The organism is Achromobacter sp. B7, assembly GCF_003600685.1.
Taxonomy (GTDB): domain Bacteria; phylum Pseudomonadota; class Gammaproteobacteria; order Burkholderiales; family Burkholderiaceae_B; genus Achromobacter; species Achromobacter spanius_B.
Window position 1 is genome coordinate 3,731,534 of record NZ_CP032084.1, and the last position, 15,423, is coordinate 3,746,956.

The window sequence follows — 15,423 nt, forward strand, 5'->3', positions numbered from 1 at the left end:
CAACAGCCCGGTAATCTTTGGTAAAAAACCTTTATTATTTACAAATTGCCATCGAGAGGAACCCCCGCCGATTCACGGGCGGGAACATGAAGTGAAGTACGCCCAAGGACAACCCATGGCGGACCAGGTGATCAATTGGTTGCTACTGCTGCGCTCAGGTAAAGCGACAGCGCAGGACTACAACGACTTCCTGGCGTGGCGTGCGGCTGACCCTGTCCATGAGAACGCCTGGCAACAGCTGACGGGCTCATTGGCAGGTTCGACGTTTGGACGGCTAGGCGACGCTTATCCCGCAGCCGGGTACGCCGCCGGAGCCGCCCCCACGTCGCAGCCGCTGATCCCTCCGCCCCCGGCCATCGTGCCGCCACGCCGCCGATTTCTGGCCGGCTCGCTGGCGCTCGCCAGTACGGCAGCCGGCGCCGCCTATGTCGGCAACGCCTTCTATCCGCTGAGCAACGTTGCCGCCGATGCGGCCACGGCCACCGGCGAACGCCGCCGCTACCTGCTGTCCGACGGCAGCCAATTGCTGCTGGACGCCCGCAGCCGCGTCAACCTGGATTTCACGCCCGCCTACCGACAGGTTCGCCTGCTGGACGGCGCCGTAACAGTCTCGGTGGCGCCCGACGCGCGCCGCCCCTTCCTGGTACAGACCGCCGAAGGCACCGTGCGCGCATTGGGCACCCGGTACATGGTGCGCCAGCAAGCGCAGCGCACCGTGGTCGTGGTGCATGAACACGAGGTCGAAGTCGAAACGATGGCCGGCGCGCACGGCACCGTCCGTGCGGGAACGGGCGCGCGGTTCGACGTGTCACGCATGGATATCCCGCGCGCCGAGCTGATGGCGGAAGCCGCATGGGAATCCGGCTGGGTCGACGCCCGGGGCCGCCCCCTGGCGGAAGTGATTGCGGCGCTGCGCCCCTATCGCACCGGTACGCTGCGCGTGTCGATGGCGGCCGGCGGCCTGCCCGTCTCGGGGCATTTCCCCCTGGACGACACCAACGCCGCGCTGGACACCCTGCAAGAGATGATGCCCATCCATGTCCGCCGCTTTACCCCGTGGTTTGTCTCTATCAACGTCGCGACGTGACAACGCTATGCCGCGCGCCTGTGCCTGGCGCCCGCTTCGTTGTATACTCAGCACCGTGTTTTTATCCAGTAGGCGCCGCGGGTTTTCCTCAAGGCTGTGTTTCAGGCTTTAGCAGGGGATCATCCGAAAGGGTTCTCTAGCCAGGGCTCTTTAGCCCGGGAACATTTCCCCCCAGCGCCCCCCGCCCGGTTGACGGGCGCTCCATCGACAGATCTGACATTAAAAGCTTGCAATCCCATCGGGACTTGCTACAATGTTCGACTTTGCCGAATTCAACTTATATAGCAACATGGCCAATACCGCCCAAGCCCGCAAGCGCGCTCGCCAATCCGTTGAGCGCAACAAGCACAATTCCAGCCTGCGCTCGATGCTGCGCACCGCCATCAAGCGCGTTCGCCAATCTATCGCCGCTGGCGACAAAGCTGCGGCTGGCGACGTGTTCCAGAAGGCCTCGAGCGTGATCGATCGCGTGGCTGACAAGAACATCATCCACAAGAACAAGGCTGCTCGCCACAAGAGCCGCCTGGCTGCCGCTATCAAGGCGCTGGCCTAAGATTCTGCCGCCCCGCTTTCTGGGGCGTCATGAATACGGCAAATAAAGAAGGATGCCCTCGGGCATCCTTTTTTGTTGCCTGAACGGATCGGCTGCTTGAGTCGGGCTGCCTGAGTCGGGCTGCCTGAGTCGGGCTGCCTGAGTCGGGCGGCCTGAGTCGTTTCGGTGCCTGAACGATAGAACAAGCAGAGCCATCATCCGCCGGCCAGCCGGGCCTTGATCGCTTTGGCGGCGTCGGTCAAGGATGCCACGAACGCTTGCACCAAGGGATTGGCGGGCCGGTGTTCAGGAAAGACTGCATTCACGCGAAATGGCAGCGAACGCCGCAGCGGGCGGATATGCAGGCCCCTGCCGACGAAGTCCAGCGCCGTCAGCGGGTTCACGATGGCCAGCCCCAGCCCTTGCCTGACAAAAGTGCAGACCGACACGGCGGTGGGCGTTTCGACCACCGAGCGCCGCAACACGCCGGCTTCAGCAAAGGCTTCGTCAATCTGTACCCGGTAGGGATCGTGGGCGGACAGGCTGACAAAGGCATGCCCTTCGAAATCAGCAAGATCGATTTCCTGGCGCGCCAAGAGCGGATGCCCATCGGGCAACACGCAGACCTCGTCCACTTGCAGCAACAGCTGCAAGCGCGTGCCGGCCGGCGCGGCATCCCGCTCGGTCAACCCAAGATCGTAGCGTTGGGCCGTCAGCCATTCCTCCAGAAACGGCGATTCTTGCGTCTCCACGGACAGGCTGACGCCAGGATGAAGATCGTGAAAACGCCGAAACGCATCCGGCAAGATGGAATGCGAGAACGCCGGCAAAGCGATCACGGACAGCTGCCCGCCCCGGAATTCGCGCAAGCGGGCCGCCGCCGACACAACGCGCTCCAGCCCCGCATACGATTGCCGGATCTCGTCGTACAGCGCCAGCGCCGGCATGGTGGGCCGTAAACGCCCATGCACGCGTTCAAACAAGGCAAAGCCGATGCCCTGCTCCATCCGCGCCAATTCACGGCTGACGGTCGGTTGCGACGTGCTCAAGAGTTGCGCCGCGCGCGTGACGCTGCCCGCGATCATCACCGCGCGGAATACTTCGATATGGCGATGCGTCAACACGGTGCGCTCCATATCAGGAATGAATGACCCTTCAACATATAAGCATTTTACTGGATGACACGAACCCGGCATCATGCCGCCTGGTTTCCTTTCCTTTTTCAAGGTTCATGCTTCATGGCTTTTGATCCGCGCCAACTTACCGAACTCGCCACGCAACATGGCACGCCGCTGTGGGTGTACGACGCCAGCGTCATCCGCGAACGCATCGCGCAGCTGCGCCGCTTCGACACCATCCGCTACGCGCAGAAAGCGTGCTCGAACCTGCACATCCTGCGCCTGATGCGCGAGGAAGGCGCGGTGGTCGACGCGGTTTCGCTAGGCGAGATCGAGCGCAGCCTGGCCGCCGGATTCGACCCCAAGGGTGAACCGGAAGGCATGGTCTTCACGGCCGACCTGATCGACCACGCCACGCTGGCCACCGTACTTCGGCACGGCATCACCGTGAACGCCGGCTCGCTGGACATGTTGGACCGCGTGGGCCAGGCCTCGCGCGGCCACCGCGTTTGGCTGCGCATCAACCCCGGCTTCGGCCATGGTCACAGCAACAAGACCAACACCGGCGGCCCGCAAAGCAAGCACGGGATCTGGATCGACGACGTGGCCCGGGCGGTGTCCATCGTGCGCCGCCACGGCCTGAAGCTGGTCGGCATTCACATGCACATCGGTTCGGGCGTGGACTACGGCCACCTGTCCAGCGTCTGCGACGCCATGGTCGACGTGGTGCGCTCGCTGGACCACGACATCGAAGCGATCTCGGCCGGGGGCGGCCTGTCGATTCCCTACCGCGATGGCGAGCCGCGCATCGACTGCGACCATTATTTCGAACAATGGGACGCGGCCCGCAAGCGCATCGAACAGTTTCTGCAACACCCAATCCGCCTGGAGATCGAACCCGGACGCTTCCTGGTCGCCGAGGCCGGCGTGCTGGTGACCGAAGTGCACGCCGTCAACCACCGCCCCGAGCGCGACTTCGCGCTGGTGGATGCGGGCTTCAATGACTTGATGCGCCCGGCCATGTACGGCAGCTACCACCGCATTTCCGTGCATGCGCCGGACGGTTCCGACCCGCAGGGCGCGGCCCAAACGCGCATTGCCGTCGCCGGGCCGTTGTGCGAATCGGGTGACGTGTTCACGCAGGAAGAAGGCGGCGTGATGTCGGACCAGCTGCTGCCGCAGCCGCGCATTGGCGACTTCATGGTGCTGCACAACGCGGGCGCGTACGGTTCGTCGATGTCATCGAACTACAACAGCCGGCCGCTGGCGCCTGAAGTGTTGCTGGACAACGGCCAGGCGCGGCTGATCCGTCGCCGCCAGACGGTGAGCGAACTGCTGGCGCTGGAAGACTGACCGCCGGGCAACACCGGGCACAACGCTCAAAGCGCCACACCAGAGCACTGAAAGCGAAGCACTGAAAGCAAAGCACTGCCAACAAAGCACCACCAACAAAGCACTGCAAACAGCGCGCGCAATGCAAATCGCCCCGCATCATCGCGGGGCGTTTTTGCATATCAACGCCGGCCGGCGCAATCAGCTGGGAAAGGTTTCCCGCAAGGCAAACGTGGCCTGCTTGAACACGCCCAGGTCCGTGCCCACCGCTACAAAGTGCATGCCCATGTCCAGATAGCGGCGCGCGTCCGCCTGCACCGGCGCCAGGATTCCCACGGCCTTGCCCTGGGCCGACACGCGTTCGTGCAGATGCCGAATGACCTCTTGCACTTCGGGGTGGCTCGGGTTGCCGATGTGGCCCAACGCCGCCGCCAGGTCCGACGGGCCGATGAACACGCCGTCCACGCCTTCCACCGCCGCAATCTCGTCCACCGCATCGATGCCCGGACGGCTTTCAATTTGCAGCAGCACGCAGATGTTGTCGTTGATGGTTTGCAGGTAATCGGGCACCGTGCCGTAACGGTTGCTGCGCTGCGCGCCGGCCACGCCGCGTATGCCCTCGGGCGGATAACGGGTGGCGGCTACCGCCAGCCGCGCGTCCGCTTCCGATTCAATGAACGGGATCAGCAGGTTGTAGAAGCCGATATCCAGCAAGCGCTTGATCTGCACCGGATCGTTCCACGACGGACGGCCGACGGCCGCGCTGGCGCTGCCCTGCAAGGCCTGTAGCTGCTGCAGGAACATCGGCACTTCGTTCGGCGAATGTTCGCCATCCAGCAGCAGCCAGTCAAAATCCGCCAGGCCGACGAGCTCTGCCGTGATGTGGCTGGACATACACATCCAAAAGCCGATGAGCCGCTCGCGCGCCAGGATGCGTTGGCGGAAACGGTTGGGTAAAGGTGAGTTCATTGCCACGTCCAATGTCGCAAAATAAAAACCAGAAACAACGCGCCGGGCCATGACCCGGCGCGCCCGTATTAATCCATGCGCGCGCCCGATGCCTTGGCCGCCTTGCCCCACTTGGCGATTTCGTTATCGACAAACGCCGAGAACGACTTCGGGTCGTCGCCCACCACCACAAAGCCCACGCTTTCGAGCTTTTGACGGATCTCGGGCGACGCCAACGCCTTTACCGTCGCTTGGTTCAAGCGCTGGATCACGGCAGGCGGTGTCTTGGCGGGCGCCGACAAGCCGAACCACGATTCAGCCGAAAAACCGGGATAGCCGGATTCCGCCACCGTGGGCGTGTCGGGATAAGCGGGGTTGCGCTTGGCGCTGGCCACGGCCAACGCGCGCAGCTTGCCCGACCTGACTTGCGGCAGCAGCGTGTCCTGATTCAAGAACATCACTGACACACGCCCGCCGATCATGTCGGTAATCGCGGCCGCGCCGCCCTTGTAGGGCACGTGCACCAAATCAATCTTGGCGTCTTGCTTGAGCATCTCCATGGCCAGATGGCCGGACGAGCCGCTGCCCGAACTCGCATGCGTGTACTTTCCCGGATTTTCGCGCGCCAACTTGATGAAATCGGCGAACGTCTTGCCCGGAAACTCCATGTTCGCGACCAGCACATTGGGGCCGGTGGCCAGCAAGGAGATATGTGCGAAGTCGCTGTTGCGATACGGCATGTTTTGGTAGACCGCGTAGCTGATGGCGTTGGAACCCACGCCCGATAGCAGCAAGGTATAGCCGTCAGGCTCCGCCTTGGCCACGACGTCCGATCCGATGTTGCCGTTGGCGCCGCCCTTGTTCTCGACGATGACGCTTTGGCCCAGCTCTTTGGACAGCTCGGCGGCCAGCAGTCGGCCGACCGAATCGGTGCTGCCGCCGGCCGGGAAAGGTACGATCAGCTTGACCGGTTTGGCGGGCCAGGCCGCCTGCGCCATGGCCGCCCCGGGCAATAGCGTCAGGGCACCAAGCGTGGCCGCCGCGAGCACGGCAAGGCGTCTGCGCGCCGAAGGTTTGGGTTGTTGCATGGTTGTCTCTTCCGTATGGTTTTTCTTGGGGAATGAGCCCGGTGGCCGGGTCTGCTGTTTTGGGTACAACAAAATCAGTGCAACAAGCGCCGTGCGATCAGATATCGTCCAGCAGATAGGGCGTGCCCGCGCGCTCGCAGATGCCGCGCAGGCGTTCGGCCAGGGCTGCCGAAATGGGTATGCCCGCGCGCAACCGACGCGCGCGCTCGGCCGCTTCGGGCTCGCCCGCCACCAGCACGGGTTCGTCGGGATTGGCGGGCGGCGTGTCGTGCAGCGCGTCGATCATGTCGTCCATATCGGATTCGAACGAGCCCGCCGCGCGGAACGCATCGGGGTTAAGCGCCAGGAAGAAGTGGCCCACGTCATCCGGTTCACCGGCCTTGCGCGTAGGCGCGCGGCGCGCGGCAAACGCGCTGCCGCTAAGCGTGCCGCCCAGAATCTGCGCCATCATGGCCAGGCCGTAGCCCTTATGGCTGCTCATTGCGGGTGTGCCGCCCAAGGGAGTCAGCCCGCCTTCTGGCTGCTTGAAGATGTACTGCATGGCCGCGTCGGCATCGGTCACCGCCGCGCCCTGCCCGTCCACCGCCCAGCCGGGCGGCAAGGGCTTGCCCAAAAAGTCATACACCTTGACCTTGTTCGCGGCCACTGTCGTGGTGGCCATGTCCAGCACGAAAGGCTCGTTGTGCGCGGCCGGGGCGCCGAACGCAATGGGGTTGGTGCCCAGCATGGGCATGGCGCCGCGCGTGGGCACCATGATGATGCCGTTGGCGCTGCTGGTCACCAGGCCGACCACGCCGCGTTCCACCGCGATGCGCGCGTAAACGCCGGCCGCGCCGAAGTGATGCGAATTGCAGACGGATACCGCGCCCACCCCGTGTTCCAGCGCCTTGTCCACGGCCAGATGCATGGCCTGCGCCGCCACCGGATAGCCCAGCCCGCCCATGCCGTCGATCAGTGCACTGGCGCCGCTGTCGCGCACCACGCGCGCGCGGGCATCCAGCCGCAACGACCCGGCACGCCACTTTTCCTCGTACGAAGGCAGCATCGAAATGCCATGCGAATCAATTCCCAGCAGATCCGTCCGCGCCATCAGGCCGGCGGTGGTGTGGGCCAGGTCTTCGTCCATGCCCCACGCTTGCAAGACCTGCAATATCTGTTCAAGCACCTGCTCTACCGGCACGTTTCTCGCTGTTGCTCCATTGCCTTGCACGGGTTGTCTCCGTTTGATGTGGTGAAGGGCGGCGGCGCGCCACGCGGGATGGATCAGTCGCGTTCGCGGTCCACCAACCGATGGCGCGCCTGCCCCAGGTGAAACTGCATGGCGACGCGGGCGCGTTCGCTGTCCTGTTCGCGGATGGCGTCCAGGATGGTGGCGTGCTCGTCCACGACACGCTGCGCGCGCTGGCGCGAGCCGGTGCGGGTCAGGCTCAACGTCAGGCGCATGAAACCGTTGATGGATTCGTGGATGCTTTCCAGCACGCCCAGATAAAAATCATTGCCGCTGGCTTCGGCGATGCTGGCGTGGAAAGCCAGGTCGGCCTCGGGCGAGACCTGGCCATGCGTCAGGCTGTCGGCAAAGGCCGCGTGCGCGTCAGTGATCTTCTTGAGCTGTTCGTCGGTGCGGCGCAGCGCCGCCAACCGCGCGGCATCGCCTTCCAGCGCCACGCGCACCTCTTGTGCGCGCAGGTACGCGCTGACGTTCTGCACATCGTTGAACGTTTTCAGGCGTGGCGCGGGCTGGTGGCTGACGAAGGTGCCCAGCCCCTGATGCGCGGTGATCAGGCCATCGGCGCGCAGCCGCAGCAGCGCTTCACGCACCACCGGCCGCGAGACCCCGAAGCGTTCCGATATTTCGTTTTCGGACGGCAGCTTGTCGCCGACATTGAGCCCGCCCGACACGATCTGTTCGAAGATTTGCCCGTAGACCTGGTCCGCCAGCCGCACCCGGTGTCCCCGTTCAAGCACATGGGAACCGGCGACTTCGGCCTCGGCCGGCGCTTGCGGTTCGGATGATGGTGTTGCTTTGGATCGGGCCACGAAACCTCCTGAATGCGTAAGGCCTGCCCGCCTTTACGCGGACAGCGCCCATCGTACCGCCAACCGGCGGCAAGACGGGCGATGCGCGGCCGAGCCGTTCACGTTCAGGCCGCCACGGCTTCCCGGTCCCAGGCCGCCAACTCGCGCGCGACGGGCGCCACCCGTTCGCGTTCGGCGCTGGAAATGCCGGTCAGCAGCGGCAACATGGGACCCATGTTCGCCACGCCGGACAAGGTCACCGCGTCGTGCAGCACGCGGATCGGGCTGATGCCGTCGCGGCAGTCTTCCAGGCCCAGATAATGTTGGCGCACGGATTCGGCTTCGTCGTAGCGGCCATCGCGCAGCAGATGCAGCAAGCGCATGGACCCGCGCGGGGCGATGCAGACCGAGCCCGACGTGAAGCTCTTCAAGCCGAAATCGCGATAGTGCACGATGGCGGGGCGTTCACCGATGCCGCTGACGATCCAGCGCGCGTCCACCGCTTGCAGCATCGACGACAGGTACGCGTCCTTGGCCGGTTCATCGCGCACCACGGCGTACTTGAACGCGGCGATGCGGCCTTCTTCGATCAAGCGCGCGGCGGTCTCGGGGGCCAGGTAGTCGGCCGACTTGATATAGACCACGGCCGGCTTGCCCAGCGCATCGGTAAAGCGGCGCACGCCGTCGGCCAGGCCGGCGTCCGTGTACGGGAACGACATCGGCAACAGCATGCCGGTGGGAAACGCGCGCGAACGCAGGATGGCGGCCTGGTCCATCATCTTGCCGTAGTCAGGGCCGACCGACGGCAGGATCCATGTGTCCGCGCCGGCCAGGCCGGCCAGCATGTCCACGATGCGCGCGTATTCGCTGACGCCCACGTTGTAGAAATTGGCGTTGCCGCCGTACATGACGTTGCGCACGCCGCCTGCTTCCAGATGGCCAAGCAGGGCCTTGTTGGCGGCTTCGTTCAGCGAAAGATCGTCGTGGCGCGCCAGAGGCGGCACGGCAATGACCGAGCGTTGCAAGTCCTGCGCGGTGACCGGGGAAGTTTTCATGGACGGGGCTCCTGGCTGATCCAGTTGTCAGATAAGTAAGGTGAAAAAAGTATACTTGGTTGACAAGCATATTCTCAATACCTATATTTGTTTGACAAGTGAAACGGCATCACCAGAACATCCCACAAACGATGCGCGGCCACGCGCACACCGAGGAGACAACACCATGCATGCCCTATTCGCGCGACGCCGGCTGCTCGCTGCCGCCAGCCTCACGGCCATCGCCTTGACCTTGCCCGCCGCGCAGGCCCACGCCGACTATCCCGAACGCGACGTGAAGATCATCGTGCCCTTCCCTGCCGGCGGCACCGCCGACATCGCCGCGCGCGTGGTGGCTGCGGAACTGGGCAAAAGCTGGAACAAATCAGTGGTGGTCGACAACAAGGCCGGCGCGGGCGGCAACGTGGGCACGGCCGAAGCCGCGCGCGCCACGGCCGACGGCTACACCTTGCTGATGGGCACCGTCAGCACGCACGCCATCAACCAGTCCGTCTACAGCAAGCTGCCGTACGACCCGGTGAAGGACTTCGTACCGGTCACGCTGGTCATCCCAGTGCCGAACATTCTTGAACTGAATCCCAAATTCGCGGACAAGCATGGCATCCGCACGGTGGCGGACCTGATCAAATACCTGAAGGCCAATCCCGACAGCGTCAACATGGCGTCCACCGGCAACGGCACGTCCACGCACTTGTCGGGCGAACTGTTCCAGACAATGACGGGCACGCGCATGACGCACGTGCCCTACAAGGGCAGCAGCCCCGCGCTGACCGACGTGATGGGCGGTTCGGCCGACCTGATCTTCGACAACCTGCCTTCGTCCATGGGCTACATCAAGGGCGGCAAGCTGCGCCCGCTGGCCGTCACCACGGCGGCCCGCTCACCCGCGCTGCCCGACGTGCCCACGATGGCCGAAGCCGGCGTGAAGGGCTACGAGGCATCCAGCTGGTTCGGCCTGTTGGCGCCTGCCGGCACCCCGCCCGCCATCGTGGAAAAAATCCAGCGCGACGTGGCCGCGGCCTTGCAGCAAGAGCCGGTGCGCGCGCAGTTGCAGGCGCAAGGGGCCACGCCGTCGGGCAACACGCCTACGCAGTTCAAACAGTTCATGGCGCAAGAGACCGTCAAGTGGGCCGAGGTGGTGAAAGCCTCGGGCGCGAAAGTCGACTGAACCAACGCAGATTCAGGCCCGTGCGCAACGCGTGAGCGCCGGGCTTTTCATCACCACGCGAACCAGGAGACAACATGAATAAACTGTTCTGCGCGGCTGCCGCGGCGGGCGCCGTTCTACTTGCCGGACCCGCGGCGCAGGCCGCCGGTTATCCGGAAAAGCCGGTCACCATGATCGTGCCCTTCGTGCCGGGCGGCTCGTCCGACATCACCGCGCGCTCGGTCACGCCCGCGCTGACCAAGATCCTGGGCCAGACCTTCGTGGTCGAGAACAAGCCCGGCGCCAACAGCGCCATCGGTGCACAGGCGCTGGCCCGCAGCACGCCCGACGGCTACACGATGATGGTGGGCTCGATCGGCACCTTCGCTATCAACGAGGCGCTGTACAAGAACCTGTCCTACAACCCCAGCAAGGACTTTGCTTACCTGACGCAGGCGGTGCGCAACCCCAATGTGCTGGTCGCGTCTCCCAACTTTCCCGCCAGCACGGTGGCCGAACTGGTGGCCTATGCCAAGAAGAATCCGGGCAGCGTGTCGTACGCGTCGTCCGGCACCGGGTCGTCCGACCACCTGTCGGCGGTGCTGTTTCGCCAGCGCACGGACAGCACGGGCGTGGACGTGCCCTACAAGGGCGGCGGCGCTGCCATCGCGGACCTGATCGGCGGACAGGTGAACGTGTCGTTCCAGAACCTGGGCGCGGTGCAAAACCACATCAAGGCCGGCAAGCTCAAGGCGCTGGCCATCACCGGCGATGCCCGAGCGACCGACCTGCCCAACGTGCCGACCTTGGCCGAAGCCGGCATCAAGGACATGGTGGTGTATTCCTGGCAAGGCTTTGCCGTGCCCAAGAACACGCCGCCGGCAGTCGTTGAACAGCTGTCCAAGGCTTTGCAGACGGCGTTGCGCGACCCGAAGACCGAGCAGACGCTGCAAGGCCTGGGCTTTGAAGTCGTGGCGAATACTCCGCAGCAGTTCACCGCCTTCCAGCAAGGCGAGGTCAAGCGTTGGAAGGACGTCATCCAGAAGGCGAACATCCAGCTGGAGTGAAAACCGCCACGCCCGATCAAGGCCAAGGCCAGCGCCAGGACCAGGGCCAGGGCCAGGCAACCGCGAGGGGATGCCTACGGGCATCCCCTCAGCGGTTTTCAAGGTCGAATCAAGTAGCATGACCGTTTTGCCACCCATCCGTACGACAACATGACCACCAAGCATCGCATCATCCAGGTCGGCTCGCTGGCCGGCTCGCCTTCCGCCAACAAGAACCTAGCCGAGCGCTATGACGTCGTGGAGCTATGGAAATTCCCCGACCGCAAGGCGGCCTTGGCTGAACATGGCAAGGGCATCGCTGCCGTCGTCACGTCGGCCAACTTTGGCGCGGACGCCGAACTGATCAACGCGCTGCCCGACCTGAAAGCCATTTGCAGCTGGGGCGTGGGCTATGAAACCATCGACGTGGACGCCGCCAAAAAACGTGGCGTGCAGGTCAGCAACACGCCGGACGTGCTGACGGACTGCGTCGCGGATCTGGCCTGGGGCTTGTTGATCGCGGGTGCGCGCCGCATGGGCCAGGGCGAACGCTTTGTGCGCGCCGGCCAATGGGGTCAGGTGCACGGCAGCATCCCGCTGGGCCAGCGCGTCAGCGGCAAGAAGCTGGGCATCGTGGGCCTGGGCCGCATCGGCGAAGCCATCGCCAAGCGTGGCACGGGTTTCGACATGGACGTGCGCTATCACAACCGCAGAAAGCGCGACGACATCGCGTACGGCTACGAAGCATCGCTGGTGGACCTGGCCGCGTGGGCGGACTTCCTGGTGGTCGCCACCGTGGGCGGGCCCAGCACGCGCCACCTGGTCAACCAGGCCGTGCTGGAAGCGTTGGGTCCCAAGGGCATCATCGTCAATATCGCGCGCGGGCCGGTCATTGACGAGGCCGCGCTGGTGGCCGCACTGGAAGCGGGCAAGCTGGGCTGCGCGGCGCTGGACGTGTTCGAGCACGAACCCAAGGTGCCGGACGCATTGAAGACCAGCGACAACGCCGTCGTGCTGCCGCACATCGGCAGCGCCACGCTGGAGACCCGCCTGGCCATGGAAAACCTGATGCTGGACAACCTGAAGGCGTACTTCGACACGGGCCACGTGATTACGCCGGTGGAATGAACGCCGCCGCGCGATGGCGCGGCCAAGCAGATAGCAAAAGAACAGAAAGCAAAAACGAAAAAGCCTCTCGGTGCCCATACCGAGAGGCTTTCGACTTTCCGGCCCCAAGAGGTCGGTAGTCTTCCTGCAAAGGAACTACATCGGGCTTTTCAGCCCCCTGCCTACTTCGCCGGCGTCGTGGCGCCGGAATGGTCCATCTTTGATGCGCCTGATTTCGCGGCCGCCGGTTTGGCGGACGTTTTGTCAGACTTGTGATGCTTATGCTGCGCGTGGGTCTTGGTATCACCCGCCTTGGTCGTGGCATCGGCGCCCGCCGCGAACGCCGAAGGCGCAGCAGCAAGACCGAGGCACAAGGCCGAGGTGGATAAGAACGCAGCGATACGGGAGTGAGTCGTCATTACATGAACTCCTGAATGTGCAAGGCCGAAGCCTAACCGACACGGGGCGGCAACATCGCCGCTTACCCCGTACTCCGTTTGAAGTTCACCGGCTGCGAAGGTTCAACGCGGAACCAGAAAATTTCGGCTGCTAACGCTTGGAAATATGGCTTGAGGATATGGCTTAAGGATATGGCTTGAAGTTATGCCTACGGTTATGCCTACGACTCAAACGCCAGCAAGGCCACGGTGGCGAACAGCATCAACGCAAAGCAGACTCTCAGCTTGCGTTCAGGCAGCTTGTAGGCCAGGCGCACACCGACCGGCACGAACAGCAGGCTGCCGATGGCCAAGGGCACGCCCACCGTCCAGTCCGCCTGGCCGGCCCATGCATACGTGATCAGCGCGATGGTCGATCCGGGGATCACCATGCTTAGGGCCAAGGCCTGCGCCACCGTCTGCGGCAAGCGGAACACCGTGGTGATGATGGGCACGGCCAGCACCGCACCGCCCACGCCGAAGAAGCCGCCCAACGTGCCGCACAGCATGCCCAGCACGCTGGCGCGGCGCGGGGTGAAGACCGGCGCACGCTTGTGGTCGGAGTGCGGCTTCTGGTCGGACTGCGGCTTGTGGTCGGACTGCGCTTTGGACGGCGCTTGCCCTGCTGCACGGCGCGCGGCAAGGCGGCCCGCACGCCAGGTCTGCCAGACGTAGAACAGCGCGATAAAGAACAGGAACACGGCGAAGCTTCGACGCAGCACGCTGGAATCAATGCCCAGCGCCAGCCGCGCGCCCACCCACGTGAACACCACCGCGCCGGCCGCCCCGGCAGCCGCCACGCGCTTGTCGATGCGCGTTTGCTGGTTGTATTTCCGCACCGCCATGGTGATGGCGGGCAGCACCATGATCAGCGCGGTGCCCTGCGCCAACTGCTGCGACATGCCCATCAACAGCACCAGCGCCGGAATGGCGATGAGCCCGCCCCCGATGCCCAGCACGCCGCCCATGAAACCAATCAGGCTACCCGCGGCCAGGCACGCGGCAATCACTAACAGACTCACGTCTTGCTCCAACAGCCCTTGCCTGCGCGGCAAGGGGAAAACAGCGCGTCAGCGCAACTTGTCCAACGCGGCGTCCAGCCGGTCCACCGCCCAGATCTCCAACCCTTCAATGGGTTGGCGCGGTGCGTTGGCCTTGGGAATCAGCGCAATCGAAAAACCCAACTTGGCGGCTTCGCGCAAGCGTTCCTGACCGCGCGGCGCGGGACGGATCTCGCCGGCCAGACCAACTTCGCCGAACGCGATCAGGCCGCGCGGCAAGGGCTTGTCGCGCAACGAAGACATGATGGCCAGCAGCACCGGCAAGTCGGCGGCCGGTTCGGTGATGCGCACGCCGCCCACGGCGTTGACGAACACGTCCTGGTCAAACGTGGTGACACCCGCGTGCCGGTGCATCACCGCCAGCAACATGGCCAGCCGATTGCCTTCAAGGCCCACCGTCAGGCGGCGCGGATTGGGCGAATGCGAACTGTCGACCAAGGCCTGGATCTCAACCAGCAGCGGGCGCGTGCCCTCTTGCGTGGCCATCACGCAGGAACCGGCCACCTGCTGCTCGTGCTGGGACAGGAACAGCGCGGACGGGTTGGCCACGCCGCGCAGGCCACGGTCGGTCATCGCAAAAACGCCCAGCTCGTTGACGGCGCCAAAGCGGTTCTTGAATGCGCGCACCAGCCGGAACGAGGAATGCGTGTCGCCTTCGAAATACAGCACGGTGTCCACAATGTGCTCCAGCACGCGCGGGCCGGCCAGCGCGCCGTCCTTGGTGACGTGGCCGATCATGACGATCGCGATGCCGGTCTGCTTGGCCAGGCGCGTCAATTGCGCCGCGCATTCGCGCACCTGCGACACCGAACCCGGCGCGGCGCTGAGTTCGCCGCTGTACAGGGTCTGGATCGAGTCGATGACGGCCACGGTAGGCTTCTGTTCGGACACGGCGGCCTGGATCGCTTCCAGGCGGATCTCGGCCAGCAGGTTCACGTTGCCCGTCTGCAAGTCCAGCCGGCGTGCGCGCAAGGCGACCTGTTCGGCCGATTCCTCGCCCGTCACATACAGCACGTTGGTGGTTTCGGACAGCGAGGCCAGCGCCTGCAACAACAGCGTGGATTTGCCGATCCCCGGATCGCCGCCGATCAGCACCACGGCGCCCGCGACCAGGCCGCCGCCCAGGACGCGGTCGAATTCGTCCAGCCCGGTCGGCTGGCGTGGTGTTTCGCGGGCTTCGATTTCAGACAGGCTGCGCACCGGGCTGGCAGAGGCCAGCGGCGCGTAACGGTGCGCGGCGGCGGCGGGCGTCGAGGACTCGACGGTTTCTTCCAGCGTGTTCCAGGCGTTGCAATGCGGGCATTTGCCCTGCCACTTCGGGGTGGTGCCGCCGCAGTCGGCGCACACATATACGGTTCGGGATTTGGCCATGCGCGAAAGTGTACCGGCAAGCGCAAGATTTCAATCTGCTTTCAATAACAGGGCCGGGCCAAAATAACATCGCCGCCG

At 64.6% G+C, this 15,423-nt stretch carries 15 protein-coding genes; 6 read left to right on the plus strand and 9 right to left on the minus strand.

Annotated elements, in window-relative coordinates; all coding sequences use genetic code 11:
* Positions 1–115 precede the first annotated feature (115 nt).
* Both DVB37_RS16780 and rpsT read left to right on the plus strand, forming a co-directional pair.
* Positions 116–1,087 (plus strand): FecR domain-containing protein, encoded by a 972-nt coding sequence (locus DVB37_RS16780; RefSeq protein WP_046804712.1) that lies wholly within the window; start codon positions 116–118, stop codon positions 1,085–1,087.
* Positions 1,088–1,376: 289 nt separating this feature from the next.
* Positions 1,377–1,640 (plus strand): 30S ribosomal protein S20, encoded by a 264-nt coding sequence (gene rpsT / locus DVB37_RS16785; protein WP_025135824.1) that lies wholly within the window; start codon positions 1,377–1,379, stop codon positions 1,638–1,640.
* Between the two features lie 194 nt (positions 1,641–1,834).
* Here the strand turns inward: rpsT and DVB37_RS16790 are convergent, their stop codons facing one another.
* Positions 1,835–2,743, minus strand: coding sequence for a LysR family transcriptional regulator (locus tag DVB37_RS16790; RefSeq protein ID WP_120157532.1), 909 nt, complete (start codon positions 2,741–2,743; stop codon positions 1,835–1,837).
* Positions 2,744–2,857: 114 nt separating this feature from the next.
* Here DVB37_RS16790 and lysA point away from each other — a divergent pair, with 114 nt between their 5' ends.
* Positions 2,858–4,090: a diaminopimelate decarboxylase gene (gene lysA / locus DVB37_RS16795; protein WP_046804713.1), complete on the plus strand. Its 1,233-nt coding sequence runs from the start codon at positions 2,858–2,860 to the stop codon at positions 4,088–4,090.
* A gap of 180 nt (positions 4,091–4,270) precedes the next feature.
* On the opposite strand, the gene garL is transcribed toward lysA, so the two are convergent.
* The 5 genes from garL to DVB37_RS16820 all read right to left on the minus strand — a co-directional run bounded on the left by garL (position 4,271) and on the right by DVB37_RS16820 (position 9,176).
* Positions 4,271–5,038 carry a 2-dehydro-3-deoxyglucarate aldolase gene (gene garL / locus DVB37_RS16800; RefSeq protein ID WP_104144412.1) on the minus strand — a complete coding sequence of 256 codons (768 nt, stop codon included), beginning with the start codon at positions 5,036–5,038 and terminating at the stop codon, positions 4,271–4,273.
* A 68-nt stretch (positions 5,039–5,106) separates the two neighbouring features.
* Positions 5,107–6,105 (minus strand): tripartite tricarboxylate transporter substrate binding protein, encoded by a 999-nt coding sequence (locus DVB37_RS16805; protein WP_162941234.1) that lies wholly within the window; start codon positions 6,103–6,105, stop codon positions 5,107–5,109.
* Between the two features lie 97 nt (positions 6,106–6,202).
* A complete protein-coding gene (locus DVB37_RS16810; protein WP_240434154.1) occupies positions 6,203–7,231 on the minus strand; it encodes an Ldh family oxidoreductase in 1,029 nt (342 codons plus the stop codon).
* 137 nt (positions 7,232–7,368) lie between these two features.
* A complete protein-coding gene (locus tag DVB37_RS16815) occupies positions 7,369–8,070 on the minus strand; it encodes a FadR/GntR family transcriptional regulator (RefSeq protein WP_162941334.1) in 702 nt (233 codons plus the stop codon).
* A gap of 176 nt (positions 8,071–8,246) precedes the next feature.
* Entirely contained in the window at positions 8,247–9,176 is a 930-nt protein-coding gene (locus tag DVB37_RS16820) for a dihydrodipicolinate synthase family protein (protein WP_120156254.1), read from the minus strand.
* Between the two features lie 166 nt (positions 9,177–9,342).
* Here DVB37_RS16820 and DVB37_RS16825 point away from each other — a divergent pair, with 166 nt between their 5' ends.
* From DVB37_RS16825 to DVB37_RS16835, 3 genes are all read left to right on the plus strand, one after another.
* Entirely contained in the window at positions 9,343–10,344 is a 1,002-nt protein-coding gene (locus tag DVB37_RS16825; protein WP_046804719.1) for a tripartite tricarboxylate transporter substrate binding protein, read from the plus strand.
* 74 nt (positions 10,345–10,418) lie between these two features.
* Positions 10,419–11,390, plus strand: a complete 972-nt coding sequence (locus tag DVB37_RS16830; protein WP_104144410.1) for a tripartite tricarboxylate transporter substrate binding protein — start codon at positions 10,419–10,421, stop codon at positions 11,388–11,390.
* Positions 11,391–11,540: 150 nt separating this feature from the next.
* Positions 11,541–12,497: a 2-hydroxyacid dehydrogenase gene (locus DVB37_RS16835; RefSeq protein ID WP_046804721.1), complete on the plus strand. Its 957-nt coding sequence runs from the start codon at positions 11,541–11,543 to the stop codon at positions 12,495–12,497.
* Positions 12,498–12,658: 161 nt separating this feature from the next.
* Here DVB37_RS16835 and DVB37_RS16840 read toward each other — a convergent pair whose 3' ends face one another.
* The 3 genes from DVB37_RS16840 to radA form a co-directional block, all read right to left on the minus strand.
* Positions 12,659–12,895: a hypothetical protein gene (locus DVB37_RS16840; protein ID WP_046804722.1), complete on the minus strand. Its 237-nt coding sequence runs from the start codon at positions 12,893–12,895 to the stop codon at positions 12,659–12,661.
* A gap of 200 nt (positions 12,896–13,095) precedes the next feature.
* Entirely contained in the window at positions 13,096–13,935 is an 840-nt protein-coding gene (locus tag DVB37_RS16845; protein ID WP_120157533.1) for a sulfite exporter TauE/SafE family protein, read from the minus strand.
* Between the two features lie 48 nt (positions 13,936–13,983).
* Positions 13,984–15,345: a DNA repair protein RadA gene (gene radA / locus DVB37_RS16850; protein ID WP_046804723.1), complete on the minus strand. Its 1,362-nt coding sequence runs from the start codon at positions 15,343–15,345 to the stop codon at positions 13,984–13,986.
* Positions 15,346–15,423: the final 78 nt, after the last annotated feature.